Here is a 24,570-nt window from a genome sequence, read left to right on the forward strand (position 1 = left end):
AGTCTCCAGACGCGCTCCAGCGCCGCGCGGAGAATGCACATGCAACCCAGCCTCTCGAGGAGCGTCACTCCAGCGCCGGAGCGGCCAGGCCTCGCGGGAGCACTCCGCGAGGCGGCCACGTCACGACCCCCACCGGGCGCGGGGCGGTGATACGGGCCGCCCCGGCAAGCCGTCACATCTCCACGAGCCTCTCAGCCGCGGTGCTTCGCGATGAGGGCGCCCGCCGCCTTCGGGTTGCCCTGGCACTCGAGCAGGGCGCGCAGCATCAGCGGGACGACGATGGTGGCGTCCGACTCGATGACGAACATCGGCGTCGTCTCGGTCAGCTTGTCCCACGTAATCTTCTCGTTGGGCGTCGCGCCCGAGTACGAGCCGTAGGACGTCGTCGAGTCGCTGATCTGGCAGAAGTACGCCCACGGCTTCACGGGCTTCTGCAGGTCGTACTTGATGGACGGGACGACGCAGATGGGGAAGTCACCGGCGATGCCGCCGCCAATCTGGAAGAAGCCCACGCCCTGGCCCGCGGACAGCTCCTCGTAGCGGTCGTAGAAGTCCGCCATGTACTCGATGCCGGACTTGACGATGCTCGCGCTGCACTCGCCCGACTTCACGTAGGACGCGAAGATGTTGCCGAACGTCGAGTCCTCGTAGCCCGGGACGACGATGGGCAGCTTGCGGCGCGCCGCCTCGAGCAGCCAGCAGGCCTCCGGGTCCCCCTCGTACGCCGAGGGGTCCAGCATCTGGATGACCTCGTAGAAGTACTCGTGCCAGAAGCGGCGCTCGCCCTTCTGCGTCGCCGTCTTCCACATCGGGACGATGAACTTCTCCACCGCGCGGAACGCCTCGTCCTCGGGGATGCTCGTGTCCGTCACCCGGCGCATCCGCTGCTCGAGGATCTTGGTGTCGTCCTGCTTGGTGAAATAGCGGTACTCCGGGAAGTCCTTGTACGCGTCGTGCGCGACGAGCCGGAAGAGCGACTCCTCCAGGTTCGCGCCCGTCACGGACAGGCCGTGAATCAGGCCCGAGCGGATGGCCGGCGCCAGGGTGATGCCCAGCTGCGCGGACGACATCGCGCCCGCGACGCTCCAGAACATCCGGCCACCCGTGGAGACGTGGTCCCAGTAGGACAAGAGCGAATCGCGCGTCGCCCGCGCGTTGAAGTTCTTGTAGTTCGCGAGGATGAACTCGAGGACGGGCAGTTCGGACGTCGACATGTAGGCCTCCAGCAACAACGGGGTCGATGCTCGGGAGGCGCCAGCCGAAGAAATGCCACCCGAGGACACCCTACGGTCGCGACGAGATGCCGCACCGCCATCGGAGCGTCGAGTGGCTGGGCGCTAGCTAGCACAGCGGGAGCAGGCCGGCCAACTTCGTTCGACCCCGCCACGCCGCCGGGGCCCGCCCGGCCGCCAGCCCCCTCAGATGCGCTCCACCACCCTCAGGGCGAAGCGCACGAAGCGCGCGTCGAGCGGCTCGTTGAGCATCAGCCGCTGCCACACCAGCCCGGAGAGCACGTTGACCACCAGCTCCCGGTCCGCCGGCCGCCGGTCGACGAGGCAGGCCCGGAGCTCATCCCCCCTCGGCCGCACCAGCTGCGCGACGAGCCGCTGGTGGAGGTCCTCGTCGAACTGCGCCTCCGCCATCAACGCCCGCAGCACCGGCGCCGCCTCCGAGGCCCCCCGGCACAGCTCCACCAGCGTGGAGGACAACGAGGGCCTGCGCGGGCTCCGCCCCCTGGGCGCCTGGCTCACCCATTCGGAGAACGCGTCCAGCACCAGCGCCCCCTTGCCCGGCCACCAGCGATAGAGGGTCTGCTTGCCCGCACCGGCCCGCTTCGCCACGTCCCCCATGGTGACGGCCGCATAGCCCCGCTCCAGCACCAGCTCCTGCGCCGCCACCAGGATGGCCCGGCGCACGCCCTCGTCCCTCGGTCGGCCTGCACGCATGACACCCCTTTACGAGACTTCCTGTCTCGGAAGAAGCCGGATTACGAGACCGGAGGTCTCGTTAGGGCACTTACGAGACCGTGCGTTCCGAAAGTGCGTAGCGCGGTGCGCACCTGCGCAATGCGCGCGCGTTGACGCAGCGAGCAACCCTATGTACCACTGCGCGCGACCATGGCAGACAAATCAGGATTGCTGCACCGTCTGGGTAATGCGGTGCAGAGCGAAACAGGCGAGCGCCTCGACGGCAAGTCGTCCACCGTGTCGTCTGGAGACACGCGCTTCACGCCCCCCGTTTCCCCCGCGTCTCAGGACGTCGAATCACTCGAGGGCTGGGGCTTCGAGGACACCCGTTTCGTGGTGCAACCGGATGGCAGCACGCTGCTGACGGGCACCCGCTACAACATCAGCAACGTGGCGCTGCCGGAGCTGATGCCGTGGTTCGCCGCCAAGCTGGCCTCGCCGCTGGGCTACGACAACCGCAACGAGCCGCACTACCCGCCCCAAATTCCCGAGGCGAAGAAGGACGAAGCGCTCCTGACCGCGCTGCGCGGGTTCCTGAAGGAGGACCAGCTCACCGACGACCCGAAGCAGCGGCTGCGCCGGGGCCACGGCCACACGGGCGGAGAAATCTGGGCCATCCGCTACACCAAGCTGGACCGGGTCCCGGACCTGGTGGTCTTCCCGCGCAGCCACGACGAGGTGGTCCAGCTGGTGGAGGCCGCCACGAAGCACGGCGCGTGTGTCATCCCCTTCGGCGGCGGCACCAACGTCACCGAGGCGCTGCGCATCCCTCTCTCCGAGCAGCGCCTGGTCATCGCCGTGGACATGCGGCAGATGAACCGCGTCCTGTGGATTGACACCGTCAACCGCATGGCCTGCATCGAGGCGGGGGCCACCGGCCGCCACCTGATGAGCGAGCTGGCGAAGTTCGGCTTCACCATGGGCCACGAGCCCGACAGCCTCGAGTTCTCCACGCTGGGCGGCTGGATTGCCACCAACGCCAGCGGCATGAAGAAGAACCGCTACGGCAACATCGAGGACCTGGTGCTGGACATGCGGGTCGTCACCGCCCAGGGAATCGTGGAGCGCCCGCGCCAGGCGCCCCGTGAGAGCGTGGGCGTCAACCCGCGCCAGTACATGTTCGGCAGCGAGGGCAACTTCGGCATCATCACCACCGCGGTGGTGAAGCTCTTCCCCCTGCCCGAGGTGCAGCGCTACGGCTCGGTCATCTTCCCCGACCTGGCCGAGGGTCTGGCGTTCCTCTACGAGTTGCAGCAGTCCGGCGCGGTGCCCGCCAGCGTGCGCGTGATGGACAACACCCAGTTCCACTTCGGCCAGGCGCTCAAGCCCGCAAAGCACGGGCTGGCCGCGAAGCTCAAGAGCGAGCTGGAAAAGGTCGTCGTCACGAAGCTCAAGGGCTTCGACCCGTACAAGCTCGCGGTGGCGACCATCGTGTTCGAGGGCTCGCGCGAGGAGGTCGACTTCCAGGAGAAGACGCTCTACCGCATCGCCTCCGCGCACGGCGGCATGAAGGGCGGCGGCGCCAACGGCGAGCGCGGCTACCAGCTCACCTTCGGCATCGCCTACATCCGCGACCTCACCTTCGAGCACTGGGCCATCGCGGAGAGCTTCGAGACGAGCGTGCCGTGGAGCCGCGCGCTGGAGCTCTACGAGCGCGTGCAGCGCCGGGTGGAGAAGGAGCACGCCCTGCTGAAGCTGCCCGGCAAGGTCTTCTTCACCGGCCGCCTCACCCAGGTCTACCAGACGGGCGTGGTCATCTACTTCTACCTGGGCTTCTACGCGAAGGGCGTGGCGGACCCGGTGGGCGCCTACGCGGCGCTCGAGCACGCGGCGCGCGAGGAGATCCTCGCCGCGGGCGGCTCCCTGTCGCACCACCACGGCGTCGGCAAGATTCGCCGCGACTTCCTGCCGGAGGTCTACTCCGAGGGCGCGCTGGCGCTGAACCGCAAGGTGAAGGCGGCCATCGACCCGGAGAACCTCTTCGGCGCGTCGAACAGCGGCATCAACGGCCCGGTGGCGCTCACCCCGAACGAGGAGCCTCACTGATGTCCCGCCATGTCTTTCTCACCGGCGTCACCGGCTTCGTCGGCAAGGTGGTGCTGGAGGCGCTGCTCCACCAGGGCGTCGAGCGCGTCACCGTGCTGGTCCGCGAGTCCAAGGACCGTCAGGGCCGCGTGCAGTCGGCCCCCGAGCGCTTCGCCAAGGTGGCCCAGGCCGCCTGCTTCTCACGCCTGCCGGCTGGCTGGCTTCAGCACGTCGACGTGGTGAGCGGTGACCTGGAGCAGCCCGCCTGCGGCCTGTCCGCCGCGGACCGCGACGCCGTGCGTGGCAGCATCACCCACGTGGTGCACTGCGCGGCGAGCGTGGAGTTCGACCTGCCGCTCGCCCAGGCCACGTCCGCCAACATCCGCAGCGCGCTGTCCGTGCTGGAGCTGGCGCGCGAGTGCCCCAAGGTGGTGGGCATGGTCGACGTGTCGACCGCGTACGTCAGCGTCTGGCGCCCCGGCCCCATCGAGGAGCGGCTGGCGCACCTGCCCAAGCCCGCCTCGGAGCTCTACGAGGCGTTCCAGGTGGCGCAAGGCGACGGCCGCGAGTGGCTGACGCTCACCGGCCACCCCAACACCTATACGCTCACCAAGAGCGTCGCCGAGCACCTCATCTGCGAGCGGCGCGGCCACGTGCCCGTGGTCATCGTGCGCCCCAGCATCGTGTCCGCGGCGCACCGCGCGCCCTTCCCGGCCTGGCTCGACAGCCCGGCGGCGCTCGCCGGGTGCCTGCTGTACAGCGGCCTGGGCGTGGTGCGGGCCTTCAACGCGGACCCGTCGGTGCGCCTGGACGTGGTGCCGGTGGACGTGGTGGCCAGTGAAGTCGTGCGCGCGGTGTTCGGCCCCATGCCGGCCGAAGGCCAGCCGGTGCCCATCGTCCACGCCACCATGGGCGTGCAGCGCGCGCTGCGCATCGACATGGCGGCGGCGACCACCATCGAGTGGTTCAAGCACCGCCCCGGCGTGGTGAAGGCGCCGGACATGTTCGTCGGCCGCAAGGACCACGGCTTCGACGCCGCGGACCTGATGCGGCGCGAGTTGCCCGTGCAGTTGCAGAAGGCCGTCCTGTCGCTGCTCGGGCAGAGCAAGGCCCTCCGCAAGCTGGTGCGCGCGGACCAGAAGGTCCAGTACCTCAACGAGGGCTTCTCGTACTTCACGCACCACACCTTCGACTTCGTGCGGACCCGCCCCCTGGAGGTCCCCGACTTCGAGCCGCGCGAGTACGTGCGCGTGGTGAACGAAGGCATGTACCGCCACCTGCTGTCGCGCGACGAGACGCAGGTGTCCTTCGCGGGGCCCAAGCACGATGACGGGCGGGCGGACAGCACGTGGCTCAAGGAGCGCCCGGCCGCCAACACCACGCTCAAGGTGTTCGGCTATGCGCTGCGCAAGACGTTCCGCCACTGCACGAGCGACGTGACGTTCGACCGGCCCTCGTTCGAGCGCGCGATGGCGCAGGTGCCGCCGGGCGCGCTGGTGGTGCTGGCGCCCACGCACCGCAGCTACTTCGACTTCCTGCTCACCAGCTACCTGTGCTTCCAGCACCCGGAGCTGGGCATCTGCATGCCGCACATCGCCGCGGCGGAGGAGTTCGGCCGCATCCCCGTGGTGGGGCCCATCCTCAAGGACTCGCAGGCCTTCTTCATCAAGCGCGGCGTGGGCCGCGAGGTGCCGGAGCTGGGTGAGGAGCTGCGCCGGCTCACCGAGAAGAACGCCTCGCTCATGTTCTTCATCGAGGGCCAGCGAAGCCGCGCCCGGCTGATGCTGCCGCCCAAGCGGGGCCTGTTGCGCGCCCTGCAGAACACGGGGCGCCAGTTCGTCGTGCTGCCCGTGGCCATCTCCTATGACAGGCTCCCGGAGGAGGCGTCGCTGTGCGAGGAGCTGTCCGGCAAGCCGCGCCCGAAGATGACGCTCACGGGCGTCATGTCGTGGCTGAGCCGGCTCGCGCGCGGACAGGTCCAGCTGGGCCGCGTCCACGTGGCGTGCGGACAGCCCCAGGCCATGGGCCCGGACACGGACGTGCGCACGCTGAGCCACACGGTGATGGCCGAGCTGCAGCGCCACACCTCGGTGAGCAGCTTCCACCTGCGCGCGTTCCTCGCCGAGCACCCGATTCCGGGCGTCGACGAGGCGTGGCTGAAGGACGCCATCGAGCGGCGGGGCGGGCGCGTCATCGCCAGCGAGCTGCCGGTGCCCTCGCCCCTGCCCGCGACGCTGGCGCACTCGCTGCGCAACCAGTGGCAGAACTGGTTCGCGGGCGACGTGCTGGCGCGCCAGCCGGGCAACCCCGCGCTGGAGACGCACCTGTCGCGCTACCGCTGGTGCGCCACGCCGCTGGCGGAGATGGGCGACCCGCGCGTCGACGCGGTGGTCAAGGCGCTCTTCGAGCCCGTGGTGCGCGACTACCTGGAGGCGACGAAGGTGAGCGCGCCCTGCGAGCTGAAGGCCGTGCCGGTGGCGCACCGTCCGCACCTGGACGGCGTGGTGCAGGCGCTCTTGTCGCTCGACATCGTGAAGCCCTCGGGTGACGACCTCGAGTGGGGTCCGAACGCGGCCCAGCTCGCCCAGTTCCAGCAGGCCTGCGCGTGGCGGGGCGAGGTGCAGTCGTGAAGACGCTCGTCACGGGTGCCAGCGGCTTTCTGGGACGCAACCTGCTCGAGGTCCTGGGCGACGACGCGGTGGCGCTGGTGCGCTCGCCGCTGGACGCCAAGGTCCAGCAAGTGTCGGGCACGCCGATGGAGCCCGACGCGTGGCTGTCCCAGGCGAAGGGCACGCGCGTGGTGATTCACGCGGCGGGCATGGTGCACCACAGCCGGCACCACGCCGAGGAGATGGTGCGCTTCAACATCGAGAGCTCGCTGGCGATGGTGCGCGCGGCGAAGGCGCTCGACGCCCGGATGGTGCTGGTGTCGACGTCCGGCACGGTGGGCTGCTTTCCCCACGCCACCATCGAGGCGGACGAGCACTCGCTCTACGCGGAGGGCGTCGTCGGGCGCTGGCCCTATTACCTGTCGAAGATTCGCGCCGAGGAGCAGTCGCGCAAGCTGGCGAAGCAGCTCGGCGTGGAGCTGACGGTGGTGCGGCCTCCGGTGCTGCTCGGCCCGGGCGACACGCTGGGCCGCTCGACGACCAACGTCGCGCGCGTGCTCAACGGCCGGCTGCCCTTCATCCCCGCGGGCGGCATCGCCTTCACCGACGTGCGGGACGTGGCCCATGCGCTCGCGCGGCTGGCGAAGCGCGACACGTGGCGCGACACGTACCACCTGCCCGGGACGTCCCTGTCCCTGCGCACCTTCTTCGAGCGCGTGGGCGAGGTGGCCGGCATCAAGGTGGACAAGCCCGACGTCCCCACGCTCGTCGTCCAGGGCCTGGCGAAGCTGGGCTCGAAGGTGCCGCTCAAGAAGCTGCCGGACCCCGTCGTGCTCGAGATGTCCACGTGCCACTGGGGCTTCAAGACCCTGTGGAGCCACGAGGAGCTCGACTACCAGCCGCGCGCCCACCGCCAGACGCTGAGCGACACGGTGGCGTGGCTGAGGCAGTCCCAGCCCCGCGCCTGAGCGGACCTGCGAGAGGGCCCCGACGCGGTGACACGCGCCGGGGCTCTGCCCGCGCTCAGGGCTGACGGATTTCGAGGTGGTAGGCCGGGTCGTTGTTGGACGGGCCCAGGAAGCGCGACACCTCGGGATGCGCGCGGATGGCCTCCTCGAAGGCCTCCTTCTTGCTGTCGGGAATCGACCGGGGCGAGATGTCGATGACGTTGAGCCGCGTCGGGTCCGCCATGTGCTTGGACACGCTGGACGGCCCCAGCTCGTTGATGCGGTCCACCATCGCCTGGAGCGTCTGCTCCTTCGTCAATCCGGCCGCGACGGACTCGGAGTAGGTGTCGATGACCGCGTCACCGCCCGCGCCGTAGAGCGACTTCTGACGCGCGACGCCCGTGGACTGGATGTTGTCGTACATGGCGCGCGCCTGCGCCTCGGGCGTGCGCGCGGTGCTGGTGATGCGCGCGGACGTCACGTTCGCCGTGGCCATGATTTCGCCCAGCACCTCGCGGGTGTGCGCGCTGACGGCGTCCTGGTTGGCGTCCGCGCCGAAGCGCAGCCCGTCCGCGACCTCCGCGGCCTGGGCGTCCGCGACCTGCTCGGGCTTCGTCGCCGGGACGGGGCCGACGTCGGGCAGCGAGGGATTGAACGAGTCCAACGGGCCCAGCGGCGTGGCGGACATCAGGCTCGGCGCGGAGAAGTTCGGCGCGGTGAGCGACGGGTTCAACGTGGGGCTCGCGAGCGCCATGGAGAACGTCGGCGCCGTCAGCGACGGCATGTTCGTCACCGCCGCGGCGGGGGTGAAGGAGCTGACGCTGAAGTCCACCTTCGCGGCGATGGCCGCGGCCTCGGCGACCTTCGCGGCCTCCGCCTGCGCCGCCTCCGCCTTCGCGGCTTCCGCGCGCGCCGCCTCGGCCTTGGACGCCGCGTCCGCCGCATTCGAGGCCCTGTCATTGCCTGACGCGGAGTTCGAACCCGATGTACCGCGCCCCGAACCCGAGCCTCCCACGGAATTGACGCCCATCATGTCCTCCCAGTCCTGGATGTACGTGTTGGCGGTGGGTGTAGCATTAAAACCGCAAAACGCACGTAACAAGCATTTCACTTAAGCCCGGAACATGACTGTGACGCAAAGACTGACAGGCTCCTGGTCAGCAGGGACCCACTGGGTTGCAACAGTGATTGTGAATCCGCTGAGGGATTTGACTCGCTGCGCAAGGCACGGGCTCCGCCCAGACAGGAAAAGCGCCCCACGGCTGTAACACCGAGGGATGCCGCGGCTCGTCGACGAAGGCTCGCCGTTCACCGACGTCCAGCCCCCTTCACAGATGCCCTCGCTTCGGGAGCGCGCCGAACGCCTAACCTCCGCCTCGCGCGAAAAGCCACCCAGCCCACTCGCGCACGGAGAACCTCGTGCCCCACACCCTACCCACCCGCCGGGCCCTCCTCGCCGGCGCTGCCGCCGTCACCACCGCCGCGCTCACGCTGCGCCCCGAGCCCTCGTCCGCCGCGCCTGTCCCCCGCAGGAACTGGAGCCAGGACCCCGTCCGCCTCTTCTCCAACGAGAACCGCTACGGCCCCTGTGAGGGCGCCCTGCGGGTGATGCGGGAGTCGCCCCATCTCGCCAGCCGCTATGTGTCACAGACACGCGTCGACGCGCTCAAGCGCGCCATCGCCGAGCTGGAGGGCCTGACGCCCGAGCATGTCCTCATCACCGCGGGCTCCTTCGAGGCGCTGGTCCTCCTCGCCAACGAATTCGGCGCCGGAGGTGGCGGCGTCATCTGTCCCGACCCGTCCTTCCCCGTCGTGGCCACCTTCGCGGAGCGGGCCGGCGGCAAGGTCCAGCGCGTCCCCCTCGATGCCACGATGACGCACGACCTGGACGCGCTCGCGGCCCGCGTGGACGCGAACACGAAGCTGGTCTCCGTCTGCAATCCCAACAACCCCACCGGCACCGTCGTCGACTCCGCGAGGCTGCGCTCGTTCTGCGAGGCCATGGCCTCCCGCGCCACCGTGCTGGTGGACGAGGTCTACATCCACTACCTGGAGCCCGCGCCCGGCCTCTCCATGGTCGACCTGGTGCGCGCGGGGAAGGACGTCATCGTCACGCGCTCCTTCTCCAAGATTCATGGGCTCGCCGGCATGCGCATGGGCTACACGCTCGCCCAGCCCGCGCTCGTGAAGAAGCTCGACTCGCGGCAGATGACGCTGCCCAATCCGCTCGCCGTCGAGGCCGCGCTCGCCAGCCTCCAGGACAAGGCCTTCGTGCCGCGCATGCGCAAGCTCACCACCGACGCGCGCCGCATCACCACCAAGGCCCTGGACGCCGCGGGGCTCAAGCCCGTGCCGGCCCACGCCAACTTCGTCTGGATGCCCCTGCCACCGGAGCTGCTGGACCTGCCCGGCCGCTTCATCCCCCACGGCTTCCACCTGACGACCCGGCCCCACGTCCCCATCGCCCCGGAGATCGCCTGCCTGCGACTGACGGTGGGGACGGTGGAGGAGATGACCGCCTTCGCCACGCTGCTGCCCTCGCTGCTCGGGCGATGAGGCAGCCAGGCGAACACGCCGGCCCGTCGTCGGGCCCGGAGCCCTCTGGTACCCTGCCGCGCATGGACTCCCGCGCGGCGTCGAGGCCCTCCTTCTGGCCGATGCAGTTCGGCGGCTGGGGGCTCTATGCGCTCCTGCTCATCGTCACCTTCCTGCCCGCGGCAGCCTCCGATGGGCGGGCAACGCACCTGCTCATCGCCAAGGGCAGCCGGGCGATGTTCGGCCTGATGCTCACCTCGTTGATGCGGCTGGGCTACCAGCGCTTGTTCCCCGGCGGCTTCACCCGACAGGCCGCCTGGGCCATGGTCACCACCGCGGTGTTCGGCGTGGCGTGGATGCTCCTCGCGGAGGCGTGGGCCACGTGGATGTATGACACGTACGACTGGCGCACCAACCGCATGATGTTCGCCCGGGGAGCGCTCGACTACGCGGTGACGCTGCTGGGCTGGAGCGGACTGTACTTCGGCATCAAACACGCCAGGGCGTGGCAGGACGAGCGCGAGCGGGCGCTGAAGGCGGCCGCCCTGGCGCAGGAGGCGCGGCTGGCGTCGCTGCGACACCAGGTGCGTCCGCACTTCCTGTTCAACGCGCTGACGTCGGTGCGCGCGCTGATTGGCGAGGACCCGGCCCGCGCCAGGCGCATGGTGACGGAGATGGCGGACTTCCTGCGCTTCTCGCTCCAGAAGGGGGACAGCCCGCATGTGCCCCTGGAGGAGGAGCTCGCCATGGTGCGCAACTACCTGAGCATCGAGTCGGTGCGCTTCGAGGAGAAGCTGGACGTGCAGGTGTCGGTGATGCCGGGCACCGAGCGGCTCTCCGTGCCCGCGTTCCTCATCCAGCCGCTGGTGGACAACGCGGTGAAGCACGGGCTGGCGTCAGGGAAGCTGCCGGTGCGGGTGCGGCTGGGCATCACGCGGGAGCAGGACGTGCTGCGCATCCTGGTGGAGAACACCGGCATGTGGGCGCCGCCCGCGCGGGAGATGGGCCCCGAGGGCACGGGCACGGGCCTTCGCAACGTGCGCGAGCGGCTGGCCCAGCTCTACGCGGAGCGCGCGCGCCTGGAGACCTCCGAGCAGGAGGGCTGGGTGCGCGTCCGCGTGGAGCTGCCCGCCCAGGAGTGGACCCCGATTCTCGCCGAGGAGTCACATGACGCACCCGCTGCGCGCGTTGCTGGTGGATGACGAACGGCTGGCGCGCACCGAGCTGCGCGAGATGCTGACGCCCTTCCCCCACGTGAAGGTGGTGGGCGAGGCAGACAGCGTGGCCAGCGCGCTCGCGCGAATCGAGGAGCTGAAGCCGGAGCTGCTGTTCCTGGACGTGCAGATGCCGGGGGAGAGCGGGTTCGACCTGCTCGCCCGGCTGCCGGAGCCGCGCCTCGAGGTCATCTTCGTGACGGCGTTCGACGCGCACGCCCTCAGGGCGTTCGAGGTCAACGCGCTCGACTACCTGCTCAAGCCCGTGCACCCGGAGCGGCTGGCCCGGACGCTGGCGCGACTGGAGGACGTGGAGAAGGACAAGCCCGCTGCCTCGCAGAGCCCCTCGCGGCACAAGCTGACCGAGACGGACATGTTGTTCCTCGAGAACGGCGCGAAGTCGCGCTTCGTGCGGGTGGACCAGCTGGTCTGCCTGCGCGGCGCGGGCGACTACGTGGAGCTGGTGACGGTGGACGGGACGTGCACGCTGTCGCCTCGGCCCCTGAAGGAGTGGGAGGCCCGGCTGCCGGAGCGGACGTTCGCGCGCATCCACCGCTCCGCCCTGGTCAACCTGACGCTCGTCGAGCGCGTGGACCGGGGACTCAGCGGCGGCGGCGACGTGTACCTGCGCGGCGTCGAGTCTCCCCTGCCGCTCAGCCGCAGCTACGCGGCCGTGCTCAAGGAGCGATTCGGCTGACCACTCCGCGACATCCACGCGCCCCACGCGTTCCCTTTCGCAGCAGGAGCCTCGAGGATGATGAGGCCCCTGCCCTCCTGAGCCGGGCCGGCGTCCAGGACTTCCGACGACGCGAGAACCCATGCACTCGATGACCCGCTGGACCTGCTTCCTGGGATTGCTCTTGCTGGGGTGTGCGAGCTCCAATCCAGGTCCCGAGCGCTGCACCGGAGAGCGCACCTACCGGGGCCCCACCCGACGCAGCGCACCCGAGGACGTCTGGCCGACGCTCGCCGCCCAGCGCCCCATCACCGGGACGCTCGACGCCGGACTCACCCAGGCGCTGGACACCGCGCTGGACTCGGTCCTGAAACATGTCCCCGCGGCCAGCGTCGCGGTCGCCCTGCCAGGAGCAGGGCTGTGGACGGCGACACGCGGCGTGTCGCGCACGGACACGGGTGAGGCGGTGGGCCCCGAGTCCCTGTTCCAGGTCGCCAGCGTGGCGAAGAGCTTCACGGCGGTGCTCGTCCTGCAGCTCGCGCGCGAGGGGCGCCTCTCGCTGGACGCGCCGGTCTCCACCTGGTTCCCCCAGGTGAAGGGCGCGGAGGCGATGACCGTCGCGGACCTGCTGGAGCACACCCACGGGCTGGTGAGCTTCAACGCCCTGCCCGGCTTCGAGGACGGCCCCCACCACGCACCGGAGGAGTTGATTCAGGTCTCCGCCGAGCATCCGCGCCAGTTCTGCCCCGGCACCCACTGGGCGTACAGCAACACGGGCTACGTCATGCTCGGCCGCATCCTCGAGCAGGTGGAGGGCAAGCCGTTCGCGGACCTCCTCCAGGAGCGCATCGCCGGGCCGCTGGGGCTCGAACACTCGCGGATGAGGACCGCCGGCGTGCCGCTCCCGCAGGTCGTCGGCGGCCATCTGGCGAGAGCGCCCGTCACGCAGGTCGACTACGCCACCCCCTACGCCGCGGGCGCGCTGGCCTCCAGGGCGGAGGACCTGGTGCACTTCTGGCACGCGCTGATGTCCGGCGGACTGCTGCCCATGGACACCGTCCAGCGCATGTTCCAGGACATGCACTCGATGGACGTCATGTACCCGCCGGCCCAGCCGGGCAACACGATGTTCTACGGGCGCGGCGTGCAGCTCTACGAGGTGCCGCAGGGGCCGGGCCTCATGCTGGGCCACAGCGGCGGCATCCAGGGCTTCACGTCGGTGGTGGCCTATCTCCCGACGGACGACGCCTTCGTGGCCGTCGTCTTCAATGACAACCAGGTCGCCGCCGAGGCGGGGCTCTGGGCCCTGGTGCGCGCGCTGCGCGAGCACCAGAGCACACGGCCTTGAATCACACGGGGCGCTGCGTCTCCGGGTCGATGACGCGGTTGCCCTTGAACCAGTCGTGCTCGCCGTAGCGGTGCTTCGCCGAGTCCACGCCGCCGTAGTTGCCGGTGACGATGTCGGCCAGGTTGCCCAGGGACTCGGAGCCCTCGCGGTAGTACTTGGAGTGGTCTGCGAAGTTGCTCTTGTCGCCGCGGTCCGCCGCCTCGGCGGTGAAGCGCCTGGCGCCGAACAAATCCTCGGACGGGTCCTGGCCCAGCGGGTCTCCCGGCATGTTGCTGCCGTTGAGCCAGGAGACGAAGTCCCGGCTGGCCGAGCCGGACCAGACGTGTCCGTTGGCGAGCGGCCCGTCGTAGTCCTTCACCGACTTCGCGCTGCCGGCGCCCGGGCTGCCGATGAGCACCAGGTCATCCGCCTGCAAGCCGTTCTTGTCCGCGGCGATGGAGGCCGTGGTGCTGCCGTAGCTGTGGCCAATCACCGTCAGGTGGGGCTGGCTGCCCTCGCGGCTGGCGCGGATGCCGGCCACGTCCGCGGCCAGCAGCTTCGCGCCGTTCTCCGCGGCGTTGTCGGACGCCACGTTCTGGAAGCCCGGCGCGTCGTAGCCCATCCACGCCACCGTCGCGACCTCGCCATGCTCCTTGCCCGCGGCCTTGTGCAGGTTCAGCGCGTCGGTGGTGATGTTGTCCATGTAGTCGCGCACGTCCGACTTGAGCCCCGGCACGCTCACCGACACATGCTTCGCCGTGTCCAGGTTGCCGGCGACGATGGCCGCGCGCCCCTCGCCCTTGACGAAGGCGGAGTCATAGACGAGCAGCTGCGCGGAGCCGACCTCCTTCTCCGTCCGCTCCAGCTGCTTCTGCACCGCCCGCGCGTTCTCCAGCTGGTGCCGCTTCTCCTGCGGGAGGAACTTCTCGGCCGGCTCGTCCGCGGCGCTGCCCGGACGGAGCGCGTCTCGCAGCTTGTCCCCCAGCGAGCGGTTGTCCAGGTAGTGCTTCTTGGCCTGGTCGGCCTCGGCGGTGAGCTGGGTCAGCTCGTTCTTGAGCTGCTGGCGGTTCGCGGTGTCGCGCACGGACGCGGGCAGGCCATCCAGGGAGCCGACCTTCTTCGGGTCCGCGCTGACCGCCTGCATCTGCTCCGTGGGGGACAGCTGCTTCCACCAGCCCGCCCGCGCCTTCGGGTCCGCGGGCGCGGCGTCGAGCGGGCCCTTCGCCACGGGCGCGGCCTTCTGTCCCGTCAGCTTCTCCGTCCCCACCTTCCGGCTCCCCTCGAACGCGGTGAGCGTCTGCTGGGGCTGGGGCTTCTGGGCGGCCTTCTCCTTCGCCTTGGCGGCGGCGGCCTGGGCCTGGGCGGCGATTCGCGCCGCCTCCGCGCGCCTACGGGCTGCCTCGGCTGCTCCACGGTCGACAGAAGAGATGGGGGCCATGACATCGCCTCGAAGGGCTGGGGGATGCCTTTATCATCGCGATGGGTGGGAATGAGTTTCCTGATGTGCGCGAAAATCAGATGACGCGCAAAGACAAACATCCCGGTGTGCGGCCCCTGTGGCGCAAAGACAGAAGGCCCGGGGCCGCTTCGACGCGACCACCGGGCCTTCATGGATACAGCGGGAGGGGTGCGTTACTTGTTGGGGTTGTCCACGCCGTTGCTCGTCCAGACGAAGTCCTGGATGAAGCTGCCGCCGACGCCCAGGCCCCGCTCGCGCTCGACGTCGCCCACGAGCGCGTCCGGCAGGCCCTTGTCCTGGAAGGACTGGGGAACGCGCGTGCCCGACTCGAGGTGGGAGTTGTTCGTCACCGTGTACTCGAGGTTCGGCTTGCCCGTGTTCGGGTCGATGCCGGTGCACTCAATCTTCGTGTTGTACGAGCCCATGAACCACTCGAGCGCGGTGTACGGCGCGTCCTTGTTGTTCTCGGAGGTGCCGGGGCCGGTGAAGCGATACAGCGCCTTGTCCTTCGCGTCGGCGATGGCCTTCGGGTCCCCGCTGGTGGGCGGGAAGACGTCGCCCGGCTGGGGGTTCGGGTACATCTTGAAGAACTCTTCGGTCAGCTGCTGCTGGTGCGGACGGCCGGCGAGGTCCTGGGTGTACTTCTCGTCGGTGACGGTGACGCGGTCGACGGTGCGGCCCTCGCTGTCCGTCGTCTTGTCCCACGTGCCCAGGTCCGCCGGCTTCTCCTCGAGCAGCCACGTGCCCCACAGCTTCGTCCAGTCGGCCTCGAGCTTCTGGCCCGTCACCGGGTCCGTGGTGCGGTTGATGGCCTCCAGGTCGACCTCACCCAGCTTCTTGAGGCTGTCGGTGAGCGAGGCGTCCTTGCCCAGCACGAGCTCGGACGTCTTGGCGAGCGCGTCCACGCCCATCTCGGCGCCCTTGAGCAGCACGTTCGTCGCGCCGTCCGGAAGCACCGCGTTGGCGCCGTGATAGGCGGTCCGCAGGCCCGTCTGGAACACGTCCCGCGCCAGGTCCTTGGGGTCGGTGATGGCCTTCTTGAAGGCGTCCGCGACGGGGTTGCGCTTCACATCCTCGAAGACGTCGCGCGAGGTGTCGACGACGGCCTTCTTCGCGTCCTGGGCCTTGTCGACGACGGCGTCCTTCACACCCTTCGCCTTGTCGACGACAGTGTCCTTCACGTCGTCCACGGTGCGGGTCACCGTCTTCTTCACGTCGTTGAAGCTGGGGAGCCGGATGCCCATGGCTGGAACCTCGGGGGTGTGGGGATGAGCGGGGCTTCTGATTCGTTATCGGCCCGGCCCCCGCAAAGGTTTCTTGCAATGTAAGAGCACGGACTTTCACGAACTGAGCGAGCGTTCGACCGGGCGCGCCATCGGGTCAGGGCTGTGCGAAGGTGGACGTATGGGGCCACTCTCCCCACGAGGTCCCCATGCAGCCGCAGCCCGACTGGCGCCCCCATGCACTCGACGGCGCCCTCCTCTGGTTCCATCGGAAGACGGGGACGAACCTCCGCCTCGATGCTCCCGGGACACGCCACCTGCGGCGGCGCGCGCCCCGGCTGGTGCTCTTCGGCATCACCAACGCGTGCAACCTGGCGTGCGGCTTCTGTTCGAGGGAGCGCGAGGCGCGCAGCGACTGGACGGTGGACTCGGCGTTCGAGGTGCTCTCGGGGCTGTCACGCGCGGGGACACTGGAGGTGGCCTTCGGTGGCGGAGAGCCGCTCGCGTTCCGGGGCTTCGATGCGCTCGTCGAGCGGCTGGCGACGCACACGCCGCTGGCCATCCACTTCACCACGAACGGGGTGCTGCTCTCCGAGGAGCGGCTCGCGGGACTGCGGCCTCATCTGGGTGAGGTCCGCGTCTCCCTGTACGAGGACAACGACTGGGAGGCCAGCGTGCGGCGGCTGGCCCGCGCGGGGCAGACCTTCGGGGTGAACCTGCTGGCCACGCCACAGCAGGTGTCGGGACTTCCGGAGCGGCTGCGGAGGCTGGAGGCGTTGGGGTGTCGTGATGTCGCGCTCCTGCGCTACGTGGGCCGGGATGCGACGCTGCGGCTCGGCGCGGAGGACGAGGCGCGGCTCACGGCCATCGTCGCAGAGAGTCCAGTGCGCACGCGGCTGTCGGTCTGCTTCGGGGACATGTTGCTGGAGGTGCCCCGGCTCTTCGGTGGCGACTGTGGCGCGGGACGCGACTTCGTCACGCTGACGTCGGACCGGCGGCTGAAGTCCTGCTCGTTCCATGGCGCGGGCCTGCCCATCGGCTTGGCGGAGGAGGTGCTCCAGGCGTGGGAGAAGAACCAGGCGACGCTGTCCACGCCGTCGCCCCTGCCGGGTTGCGCGCGCGTGAGTTCGCCGCGTGCGGATTCGCTCGAGGACGGTGTCCGGGTGTGGCGCGGGTTCTCCGGCAACAACAGCGGCGACTGCGTGCTCGTGGGCCGCTTCGATACACCCGAGGAGGCGACGGCCTATCTGGAGACGCTCGTCCCCGATTGGAAGTCGGGGAGCGAGTACCCCGAGCGGTGGAAGACGTTGCTGGCGGCCGAGGGCATCCGCGTCGCGGAGGACGAGTACTCGCCCGAGGTGATGCTCGCGGTGGGGCGCTCGGTGCTGATGCACACCAACATGACGCTGGGAGACGACTTCCGTGCGTTGCGGACGCGGGTGTGGAAGCACAAGGGCCGCATGGTCCACACAGGCATCCATGTCCACGCCCAGGTCCTGCTGGCCACGGTGTTCGGGGTGAAGGACGCGGCGTCGCTCCCGGAGCTCGCGCGCGCGTTGGACGCGGAGCAGCTCGGCACCTTCGTGCGCCATGCGAACCAGCTCCATGGGCTGGTGGAGTTCTGGGGCGATGCCGGAGACAAGGAGGCGCTCGACACGCGCGCGGCCCGCCTCCAGGCGATGGCGCAGGAGCATGGGGCGGTGCTCGCGGCGGAGCTGGTGGAGGTGCCGAAGGAGGCCCACCTGAAGCAGACGCTCGCGTCGAGACATCCGAAGGCCACTCGGACCCGGCTGTGGGTCCTGTTCGATTCAGCGGAGGCCGCGGCGCGCTACACCCAGGACCTGGAGGGCGCCGTCACCCTGGCCGGCGCGCACGTGCTGCTCGAGGAGGGACACTTCGGCCCCCGGTTGGGATACCTGGCCCACCGCCAGGGGGGACGGGCGCTCATGCTCACGAGCCAGCGCGTCATCGTGACCGGGTACTTCGCGAAGAAGAACTCCGGGGCCGCCGACATGGTGCCTCTCCTGCGCCCCTACCTGTCCGCCGACGACCGGCTGGAGACCGTGTCGTGGGAGAAGTCGCTGATGATTCAGGTCGACACCCAGGCGCCGGGGCCGGTGATGAAGGCGTTCACGGAGCTGGCGGTGCTGCTCGGCATGCCCACCCGGGTGAGGCTGCATTCCGACAATCCGCTCGCCGAGGCCCTGCATCGCCTTCGCGAGGAGGTGGAGGCGGAGCGCTGAGTCCGGGCGGCGGCTTGCCTCTCCGGGGCCCTGGGCTACGCTGGTGGCAGAATGGCGACAGAGAAGGCGCTGCTGCTCATCGCGGACATCGGCGGCTACACCCGCTTCATGAAGCATCACCGCTTCAGCCTCGCGCACGCGCAGGACTCGGTGGCGCAGCTGCTCGAAGCGGTCATCGACGCGTCGGGGAAGCTCAAGCTCGCCAAGCTGGAGGGCGACGCGGCGTTCTTCTACGCGGTGGGGGAGGACCACGGCTCGCTCGCCCAGCGCATCTCCGACATCCGGCGCGCGTTCGTCACGCGGAGGACGCTGCTGGACGTCGACCGCATGTGCAAGTGCGACGGGTGCATGCAGGTGGGCTCGCTGACGCTCAAGTTCGTGGCCCACTCGGGTGAGGTGGCCTTCCAGCGCGTCAAGCACCTCACGGAGCTGGCGGGCGTCGACGTCATCCTCGTGCACCGGATGTTGAAGAACGACGTGCCGGTGACCGAGTACGTCCTGATGACCGACGCGGTGCACCAGCGTCTGGAGCCGGAGCTGAGGGGACGGGCGCAGGGACTCGAGCACGAGTTCGAGGGCCTGGGGCGCACGACGTGCCACTACCTGGACCTCAACGACAGCGCGCTGACGCTGCCCGTCGCCGTGAAGCCGAGCCTGCCGCGCAGGCTGTGGAACAAGGTGCTGCTGGAGCTGCGCACGCTGAAGTACGTGCTCGGCTTCGCCAAGCCCTGCGAGGACTTCCGCAACGTCGAGATTGTCGACGCCAGCGATGCGCCCAAGGCGGACCACCGCGCCTGATCGGGCGCGCGGCGGAATCTTCCAGGCCTGCCCAAGGCTCGATGCGTCGGCGCTCGGGTAGGCCACCTGCTCACCGGGGCGAGTGCGTGAGCCCCAGGTGAAGCGCGGACGGAGTTTCTCGACACAAGCGGACCTGGACTCCGCCTCACAGGCGGCGGAGCGCGCCACACCGGTGTCACAGCGCCTCCGCGACTCGCGTCGGATGCGACATCCACGCGGCTCGGGTACCTTGCCGGCCACACCTTCACCCCGAGGTCCGCCGTGGAGACACTCGCCTGTGGACATGCCGCGCCCATCGCGGGTCTGAGCTGCGTCCACCTGCTCGAGAACGAGGACGCGGGCTACTACATCCGCTTCACCGGCAAGGGCTCCTCGATGGACCTGCTGTGCGAGGACTGCAGCCGCATCAGTCATCCCGGACAGGCCCACCGCCCCATCTGTGGGGACTGCCAGCAGTCCACCATGGGTCGCATCTTCGACATCATCGGCGTCATCGGCCGCCCCGAGTCCCGCGCCCGCGCCACCAACCTCCGCTTCGAACATCGAGAACACGCCTTCCCCTCACTCGCCGGACGCAAGCCGCTCGCCGTCGCCGCGCTCGGCGCCTCGAGCTGGCTCGCGGTGGATGCGGAAGGCACGCTGCTGCGCCTGGACTTCAACGAAGACACACCCGAGCAGCTGGGCTCCGTGAGCCTCACGTCGATCGACTTCGCGGCACCGCTCGCGCTGCACGTCTCCCCCTGCGCCCGCTTCGCCGCCGTGGTCCACCAGCACGGGAGCATCGGCGTCGTCGTCGACCTCTCCACCGGCGCGGTGACGATGCGGCTCGACCGCGGCTCGTACCACACGGAACACTGCGACTTCTCCGTCGCCTTCTTCCGTGACGCGGAGCGCACGCTGCTCGTGCACGCCACCGCGTGGAACCGACTCGACCTGTCGGACCCCGCCACCGGAGCGCTGCTGAGCACGCGCGAGCGCCCGCCCCGAGGCGAGCCCAACCAACCCATTCCCGCGCACGAGCTCGACTACTTCCACTGCGGCCTCACCGTGTCGCCCAACGACGAGTGGCTCGTGGACGATGGCTGGGTCTGGCACCCGGTGGGAATCCTCACCAGCCTCTCACTGGGGCGCTGGGTGCGGGAGAACGTCTGGGAGTCCGAGGACGGTCCCTCGCGACGCCGACTCCGCGAGATTCCCTATCACTGGGACGGCCCGCGCTGCTTCGTGGGCCCCCGCATCCTCGCCACCTGGGGCTTCGGCAGCGACGCGGACATGCTCATCGACGCCGCGCTCTTCCACGACGTCTCCACGGGCAAGCTCCTGCGCTGGTTCCCGGGACCCCGCGGCGCCTTCGAGTGCGACGGCAACCTGCTGCTCGCCAGCGCAGTGGACACCGGCACCGCCGTCTGGGACATCGAGACCGGCGAGAAGCTCCACGAGGACGCCACGCTCAAGCCCGCCGCGTGGCACCCGGTGTCGCGTCGCTTCCTCACCGTGCTCCCGCAGGGCGGCCTGCGCGAGAGCACCCTGAGCGGCACCGCCTGGTGAGCCGGGCTCGACTCAACTGGGGAACACCGTCACCTCGAGCTGCCGCAGGCGCTCCGGGTCGAAGATGGACTCGATGGCCACCACGCGCCCCCCCTCCACCGTGAAGCGCAGCACGGAGACCAGCCGGCCCGAGGGAGCGATGACCAGCCCCACCTGTCCATCGATGAGCGCGAGCTGCGTGAAGCGAGCACGCGCCGAAGCGATGGTGGCCTGACGGGCCACGAACGTCGCGCCCCGGACCTCTCGCGGCGCCCCGGGTGGCAACACCCGCGCATCCGTGCGCGCCACCACGTTCGGGTCCAGCACCGCGAGCAGCGCCTCCAGGTCCCCGCCCCGCGCCGCCGCATGGAAGGCCGCGACCAGCTCCCGCTGCCGGCTCAGGTCCGCGTCCGGAGAGAGCGCGGCGCCGTGGACCCGACGCCGGGCCCGGCTGGCCAGCTGCCGCGTCGCCGTCGCCGTGCGTCCCACGATGGGCCCGATGTCATCGAACGACAGCGAGAACATGTCGTGCAGCACGAAGGCGATGCGCTCCGGAGGACTGAGCGCGTCCAGCACCACCAGCAGCGCCACGCCCACCGAGTCCGCCATCAGCGACTCCTGCTCCGGGTCGCTCGCGGCGGGCACGCTCTCCAGCCGGGAGACCCCGTGGAGGTCCTCGGACTCCTCGCGGCGGGAGTTGCGGGTGCGCAGGAAGTCCAGGCACACCCGCGCCACCACCGTCGTCAGCCAGCCTCGGGGATTGACCACATCGTGGGTGTCCGCCCGACTCAGGTGGAGCCAGGACTCCTGGACCGCGTCCTCCGCCTCGCTCACCGAGCCCAGCATCCGGTACGCCACGGCCCGAAGGTGTGTCCGGTGGGACTCGAACTCCCTGGCTCGCCGAATTTCTTCGTCCATCGGTCACATTCTTTCGCGGGGCTCCGTCATCGCGGCGCCGGACGCAACACGGCGTCGATGTGACACGCAGACAGTCGTTGCGGCAACTCCCTTCCACCGGAGCCTCCACGGCTCCCGGAGCACCCCTGTCATGAACTCCCGCATGAAGAACCCCGCGATGGTCGTCCCCGAGGCCATGCACGCGCTGATGGCGCTCGCCAAGGCGACGAGCAAGGGCGGCGTGCCGCAGAAGACGCTGGACCTGGTCCACCTGCGCGCCAGTCAGATCAACGGCTGCTCCGTCTGCGTGGACATGCACCCGCGCACGGCCCGGAAGGCCGGCGAGAGCGAGGAGCGACTGTTCGCCGTCTCCGCCTGGCGCGACACGCCCTACTTCACCGACGCCGAGCGCGCCGCGCTGGCGCTCACCGAGTGCGTCACCCGCTTGAGCGATCGCTCGGACGCGGTGCCCGACGACGTCTGGCAGGAGGCGGCCCGGCACTACGACGAGACGGCGCTGGGCACGCTCGTGATGTCCATCGGGCTGGTCAACCTCTGGAACCGCCTCAACGCGGCGACGCGCCAGCGGGTGGACCCGAACGCCCGCTGGTAGCGCGCGACAGCGTTGGTGAACGGGAACCCCTCCCCACGGCGCCCATTGGAAGTCCACGCCTCGCGCCCCACCGTCCGTTGCTTTTCTTTCCGGAAAGGAACGGACATGCGGGCAAGACACTTGTGCACCTTGTTGGGACTCGGACTTGCGGGGTGCGGATTTTCCACGAGCCCCGAGGATGAACAAGCCATCGACACAGGCCAAAGCGAGGCCCGGGCGCAGGCCTGTCCCCAGGGCACGGCCACCCGGTTGAAGGTCATCGCGCCACCGGGCTCCATCCTGCTCAGCGGCAAGCACCGCGGGACGGACCTGCTCGTCGACATGGGAGGAGTCCTCTCCTTCGGCACCAACCGCCAGGATGGCAGCGCCACGCTCTGGCGCTCGGACGGAACGCCCGGGGGCACCGTGCAGGTGACCCACTTCCCCCCCGCACCGAACCGCTTCCCGCGGCTGGGCGGACTGTTGGCGATGGGCCGCAAGGTCTTCTTCGAGGTCGACGACCCCATCACCGGAAATGAGCTGTGGGTCAGCGACGGCACCCAGGCGGGGAGCCGGATGCTCAAGGACATGACGCCTGGCGCGAGGAGCTCGTCGCTGACGCACCACACCGTGCTCGACGACTTGCTCGTCTTCGTCCGGGGGACCTTCGACTCCCGGCCGCCCTACGTGCACCACGAGCTGTGGCGCTCGGACGGGACCCCCGAGGGCACCTCCCGGGTGACGCTCATCCCCGACGACGTCACCGTCCAGTCCTCCTCCCTGAAGGTGGGCAACACGCTGCTCATGTTCCTGTCCTCCGAGCAGAGCGGCACCACGCTGTGGCGCACCGATGGCACGCCCTCCGGGACGTTCGCCGTCAAGAAGGTGGACTCGCGCGACGCCTACGTCCACCACGTGGACGCGACGGGGGACGTGGGCCTGTTCGTGATGAACGACGGCACCCATGACGAGGTCTGGAAGACGGACGGGACCGCCCAGGGCACGGTGCGACTGGAGGCCTTCGGCCGGGCCACGCGCCTGCTCGGGGTGCTGGGCTCCTCGGTCTACCTGAGCACGCTGTCGCAGGACCTGCGCGCGCTCCACCTGGAGCGCATCTCGCTCGAGGGCGGCGGCAAGACGCGCATCACCACACTGCCCAACCCGTACGCGAATCGCCCGGATGCCATGCCCTATCTCCAGCGCGCGCTGCGCTCCGGAGCGCAGCTCTTCTTCACGATGGCCATCGAAGGCACGGGCCCGGCCCACCAGGACGTGTCCCTATGGGTGACGGATGGCACCGCCGCCGGCACCCAGCTCGTCCACCGTCCGCTGGACCTGAGCTACGAGTCCAGCTCCCCGCTGTTCGACACGGGCCACGGCGCGCTGCTCTTCCGCGGGTCGGAGAACGGGGCCACCGAGCCCTGGTTCACCCGCGGCACCTCCGCCACCACGGGGCAACTGGCGGACATCGTTCCGGGCCCGAGTGGCTCGTCGCCCTCGGGATTCCGGCGCATGGGCAAGAGCATCTTCTTCTTCGCCCAGGACGGCACGGGCGAGCTCCAGCTGTGGAGCACGCGGGCCGACTTCACGTGCGCGTCCGGGGCGACCCCGTAGCACCGGGCCCGACGACGAGCCCCACGGAACGCGCGGTGGCGCGCGCCTCGGAGAGCACCCAGGCGCGCAGCGCCGCCACGTCGGCGCGGCCCGACAGCGGCCGGGGGTGGACGAGCCAGTAGCCGTAGTCGTTGGGGAGCACCGTCTCGAAGGGCCGGACGAGCCGTCCGGTCCGCAGGTCCTCGGCGGCGAGCATCAACCGCCCCAGCGCCACGCCCTCGCCCTGACGCGCGGCCTGGAGCACCAGCCCCGCGTCGTTGAACGAGAAGCCCTTCGTGGTGTCCACGCCCTCCACGCCGGCCGCGTCCAACCAGCGCCGCCAGCCGTCCTTCGGCGTGTCGTGGAGGAGCCGGAGCTTGCGCAGGTCCGAGGGCGCGCGCAGCCGCCTCGCGAGCGCGGGGGTACACACGGGCGTGAGTCCCTCCGGCGCCAGCAGCTCGGCCTTCAGCCCTGTCCACTTCCCCAGCCCGGAGCGCAGGCCGACATCGAAGCGGTCATCCAGGAAGTCCCACAGCTCGACGGCGCTCGAAATCTGGAGCTCCAGCGACGCGTGGTGCTCGCGGAAGGACGCGAGCCGGGGCAGCAGCCAGCACGCGGCGAGCGAGGGCAGCACGGTGAGCCGCAGCGGCCCCTGCTCCGCCTCGTACAGACGTGTGGTCGCCTCGGCCAGTCGCTCGAAGGCGGGGGTGAGCTCGTGCAGGTAGGCCTGTCCCTTCTGCGTCAGCGTCAGCGCGTGGCCCCGGCGCTCGAACAGCGACACGCCGAGCCAGTCCTCCAGCTGACGCACCTGATGACTGATGGCGGCCTGCGTGACGCGCAGCTCGGTGGCGGCGCGGGTGAAGCTCAGATGCCGTGCTCCCGCCTCGAAGGCGCGCAGGGCGCCGAGCGGTGGAATGCGTCGCATGCTCGATGAGCTC

General features: G+C 69.9%; 19 protein-coding genes. 12 read left to right on the forward strand and 7 right to left on the reverse strand.

What is annotated here, in order from left to right; genetic code table 11:
• Positions 1-191 precede the first annotated feature (191 nt).
• Both LXT21_RS40490 and LXT21_RS40495 read right to left on the reverse strand, forming a co-directional pair.
• Positions 192-1,214: a deoxyhypusine synthase family protein gene (locus LXT21_RS40490; RefSeq protein WP_254043604.1), complete on the reverse strand. Its 1,023-nt coding sequence runs from the start codon at positions 1,212-1,214 to the stop codon at positions 192-194.
• A 204-nt stretch (positions 1,215-1,418) separates the two neighbouring features.
• Complete coding sequence (locus LXT21_RS40495; RefSeq protein WP_254043605.1) at positions 1,419-1,946, reverse strand: TetR/AcrR family transcriptional regulator; 528 nt, start codon at positions 1,944-1,946, stop codon at positions 1,419-1,421.
• Positions 1,947-2,117: 171 nt separating this feature from the next.
• On the opposite strand from LXT21_RS40495, the gene LXT21_RS40500 reads away from it, so the two are divergent.
• The 3 genes from LXT21_RS40500 to LXT21_RS40510 are packed head-to-tail and all read left to right on the forward strand — an operon-like array spanning position 2,118 to position 7,569.
• Complete coding sequence (locus tag LXT21_RS40500) at positions 2,118-4,013, forward strand: FAD-binding oxidoreductase (RefSeq protein WP_254043606.1); 1,896 nt, start codon at positions 2,118-2,120, stop codon at positions 4,011-4,013.
• The gene (locus LXT21_RS40505; protein WP_254043607.1) at positions 4,013-6,622 is read left to right on the forward strand and encodes an SDR family oxidoreductase; all 2,610 of its coding nucleotides are present in this window, start codon (positions 4,013-4,015) and stop codon (positions 6,620-6,622) included. The genes LXT21_RS40500 and LXT21_RS40505 overlap by 1 nt, the downstream gene beginning before the upstream one ends.
• Complete coding sequence (locus LXT21_RS40510) at positions 6,619-7,569, forward strand: NAD-dependent epimerase/dehydratase family protein (RefSeq protein ID WP_254043608.1); 951 nt, start codon at positions 6,619-6,621, stop codon at positions 7,567-7,569. Before LXT21_RS40505 ends, LXT21_RS40510 begins: the two co-directional genes overlap by 4 nt.
• 55 nt (positions 7,570-7,624) lie before the next feature.
• On the opposite strand, the gene LXT21_RS40515 is transcribed toward LXT21_RS40510, so the two are convergent.
• Positions 7,625-8,581, reverse strand: a complete 957-nt coding sequence (locus tag LXT21_RS40515; RefSeq protein WP_254043609.1) for a hypothetical protein — start codon at positions 8,579-8,581, stop codon at positions 7,625-7,627.
• A 386-nt stretch (positions 8,582-8,967) separates the two neighbouring features.
• Between LXT21_RS40515 and LXT21_RS40520 the strand changes: the two genes are divergently transcribed.
• The 4 genes from LXT21_RS40520 to LXT21_RS40535 all read left to right on the forward strand — a co-directional run bounded on the left by LXT21_RS40520 (position 8,968) and on the right by LXT21_RS40535 (position 13,321).
• Positions 8,968-10,104: a pyridoxal phosphate-dependent aminotransferase gene (locus LXT21_RS40520; RefSeq protein WP_254043610.1), complete on the forward strand. Its 1,137-nt coding sequence runs from the start codon at positions 8,968-8,970 to the stop codon at positions 10,102-10,104.
• A gap of 62 nt (positions 10,105-10,166) precedes the next feature.
• Positions 10,167-11,285: a sensor histidine kinase gene (locus LXT21_RS40525; protein WP_254043611.1), complete on the forward strand. Its 1,119-nt coding sequence runs from the start codon at positions 10,167-10,169 to the stop codon at positions 11,283-11,285.
• The gene (locus LXT21_RS40530) at positions 11,251-11,994 is read left to right on the forward strand and encodes a LytR/AlgR family response regulator transcription factor (RefSeq protein WP_254043612.1); all 744 of its coding nucleotides are present in this window, start codon (positions 11,251-11,253) and stop codon (positions 11,992-11,994) included. Before LXT21_RS40525 ends, LXT21_RS40530 begins: the two co-directional genes overlap by 35 nt.
• Positions 11,995-12,115: 121 nt before the next feature.
• Positions 12,116-13,321 carry a serine hydrolase domain-containing protein gene (locus tag LXT21_RS40535; protein ID WP_254043613.1) on the forward strand — a complete coding sequence of 402 codons (1,206 nt, stop codon included), beginning with the start codon at positions 12,116-12,118 and terminating at the stop codon, positions 13,319-13,321.
• A gap of 1 nt (position 13,322) precedes the next feature.
• On the opposite strand, the gene LXT21_RS40540 is transcribed toward LXT21_RS40535, so the two are convergent.
• Both LXT21_RS40540 and LXT21_RS40545 read right to left on the reverse strand, forming a co-directional pair.
• A complete protein-coding gene (locus tag LXT21_RS40540) occupies positions 13,323-14,738 on the reverse strand; it encodes an alpha/beta hydrolase (protein WP_254043614.1) in 1,416 nt (471 codons plus the stop codon).
• A gap of 194 nt (positions 14,739-14,932) precedes the next feature.
• Positions 14,933-16,003, reverse strand: coding sequence for a hypothetical protein (locus tag LXT21_RS40545; RefSeq protein WP_254043615.1), 1,071 nt, complete (start codon positions 16,001-16,003; stop codon positions 14,933-14,935).
• Between the two features lie 188 nt (positions 16,004-16,191).
• Between LXT21_RS40545 and LXT21_RS40550 the strand changes: the two genes are divergently transcribed.
• From LXT21_RS40550 to LXT21_RS40560, 3 genes are all read left to right on the forward strand, one after another.
• Positions 16,192-18,225 carry a radical SAM protein gene (locus tag LXT21_RS40550; protein ID WP_254043616.1) on the forward strand — a complete coding sequence of 678 codons (2,034 nt, stop codon included), beginning with the start codon at positions 16,192-16,194 and terminating at the stop codon, positions 18,223-18,225.
• A 51-nt stretch (positions 18,226-18,276) separates the two neighbouring features.
• Positions 18,277-19,023 (forward strand): DUF2652 domain-containing protein, encoded by a 747-nt coding sequence (locus LXT21_RS40555; protein WP_254043617.1) that lies wholly within the window; start codon positions 18,277-18,279, stop codon positions 19,021-19,023.
• A gap of 261 nt (positions 19,024-19,284) precedes the next feature.
• Positions 19,285-20,571 carry a WD40 repeat domain-containing protein gene (locus LXT21_RS40560; RefSeq protein ID WP_254043618.1) on the forward strand — a complete coding sequence of 429 codons (1,287 nt, stop codon included), beginning with the start codon at positions 19,285-19,287 and terminating at the stop codon, positions 20,569-20,571.
• 12 nt (positions 20,572-20,583) lie between these two features.
• On the opposite strand, the gene LXT21_RS40565 is transcribed toward LXT21_RS40560, so the two are convergent.
• Positions 20,584-21,468: a sigma-70 family RNA polymerase sigma factor gene (locus LXT21_RS40565; protein ID WP_254043619.1), complete on the reverse strand. Its 885-nt coding sequence runs from the start codon at positions 21,466-21,468 to the stop codon at positions 20,584-20,586.
• A gap of 130 nt (positions 21,469-21,598) precedes the next feature.
• On the opposite strand from LXT21_RS40565, the gene LXT21_RS40570 reads away from it, so the two are divergent.
• Complete coding sequence (locus tag LXT21_RS40570; protein ID WP_254043620.1) at positions 21,599-22,060, forward strand: carboxymuconolactone decarboxylase family protein; 462 nt, start codon at positions 21,599-21,601, stop codon at positions 22,058-22,060.
• 105 nt (positions 22,061-22,165) lie between these two features.
• The gene (locus LXT21_RS40575) at positions 22,166-23,653 is read left to right on the forward strand and encodes a hypothetical protein (RefSeq protein WP_254043621.1); all 1,488 of its coding nucleotides are present in this window, start codon (positions 22,166-22,168) and stop codon (positions 23,651-23,653) included.
• Here the strand turns inward: LXT21_RS40575 and gcvA are convergent.
• Entirely contained in the window at positions 23,625-24,557 is a 933-nt protein-coding gene (gene gcvA / locus LXT21_RS40580; RefSeq protein WP_254043622.1) for a transcriptional regulator GcvA, read from the reverse strand. The genes LXT21_RS40575 and gcvA overlap by 29 nt on opposite strands.
• Between the last annotated feature and the right edge of the window lie 13 nt (positions 24,558-24,570).

Origin of the sequence: Myxococcus guangdongensis (assembly GCF_024198255.1) — a bacterium.
GTDB classification, from domain to species: Bacteria; Myxococcota; Myxococcia; order Myxococcales; family Myxococcaceae; genus Myxococcus; species Myxococcus guangdongensis.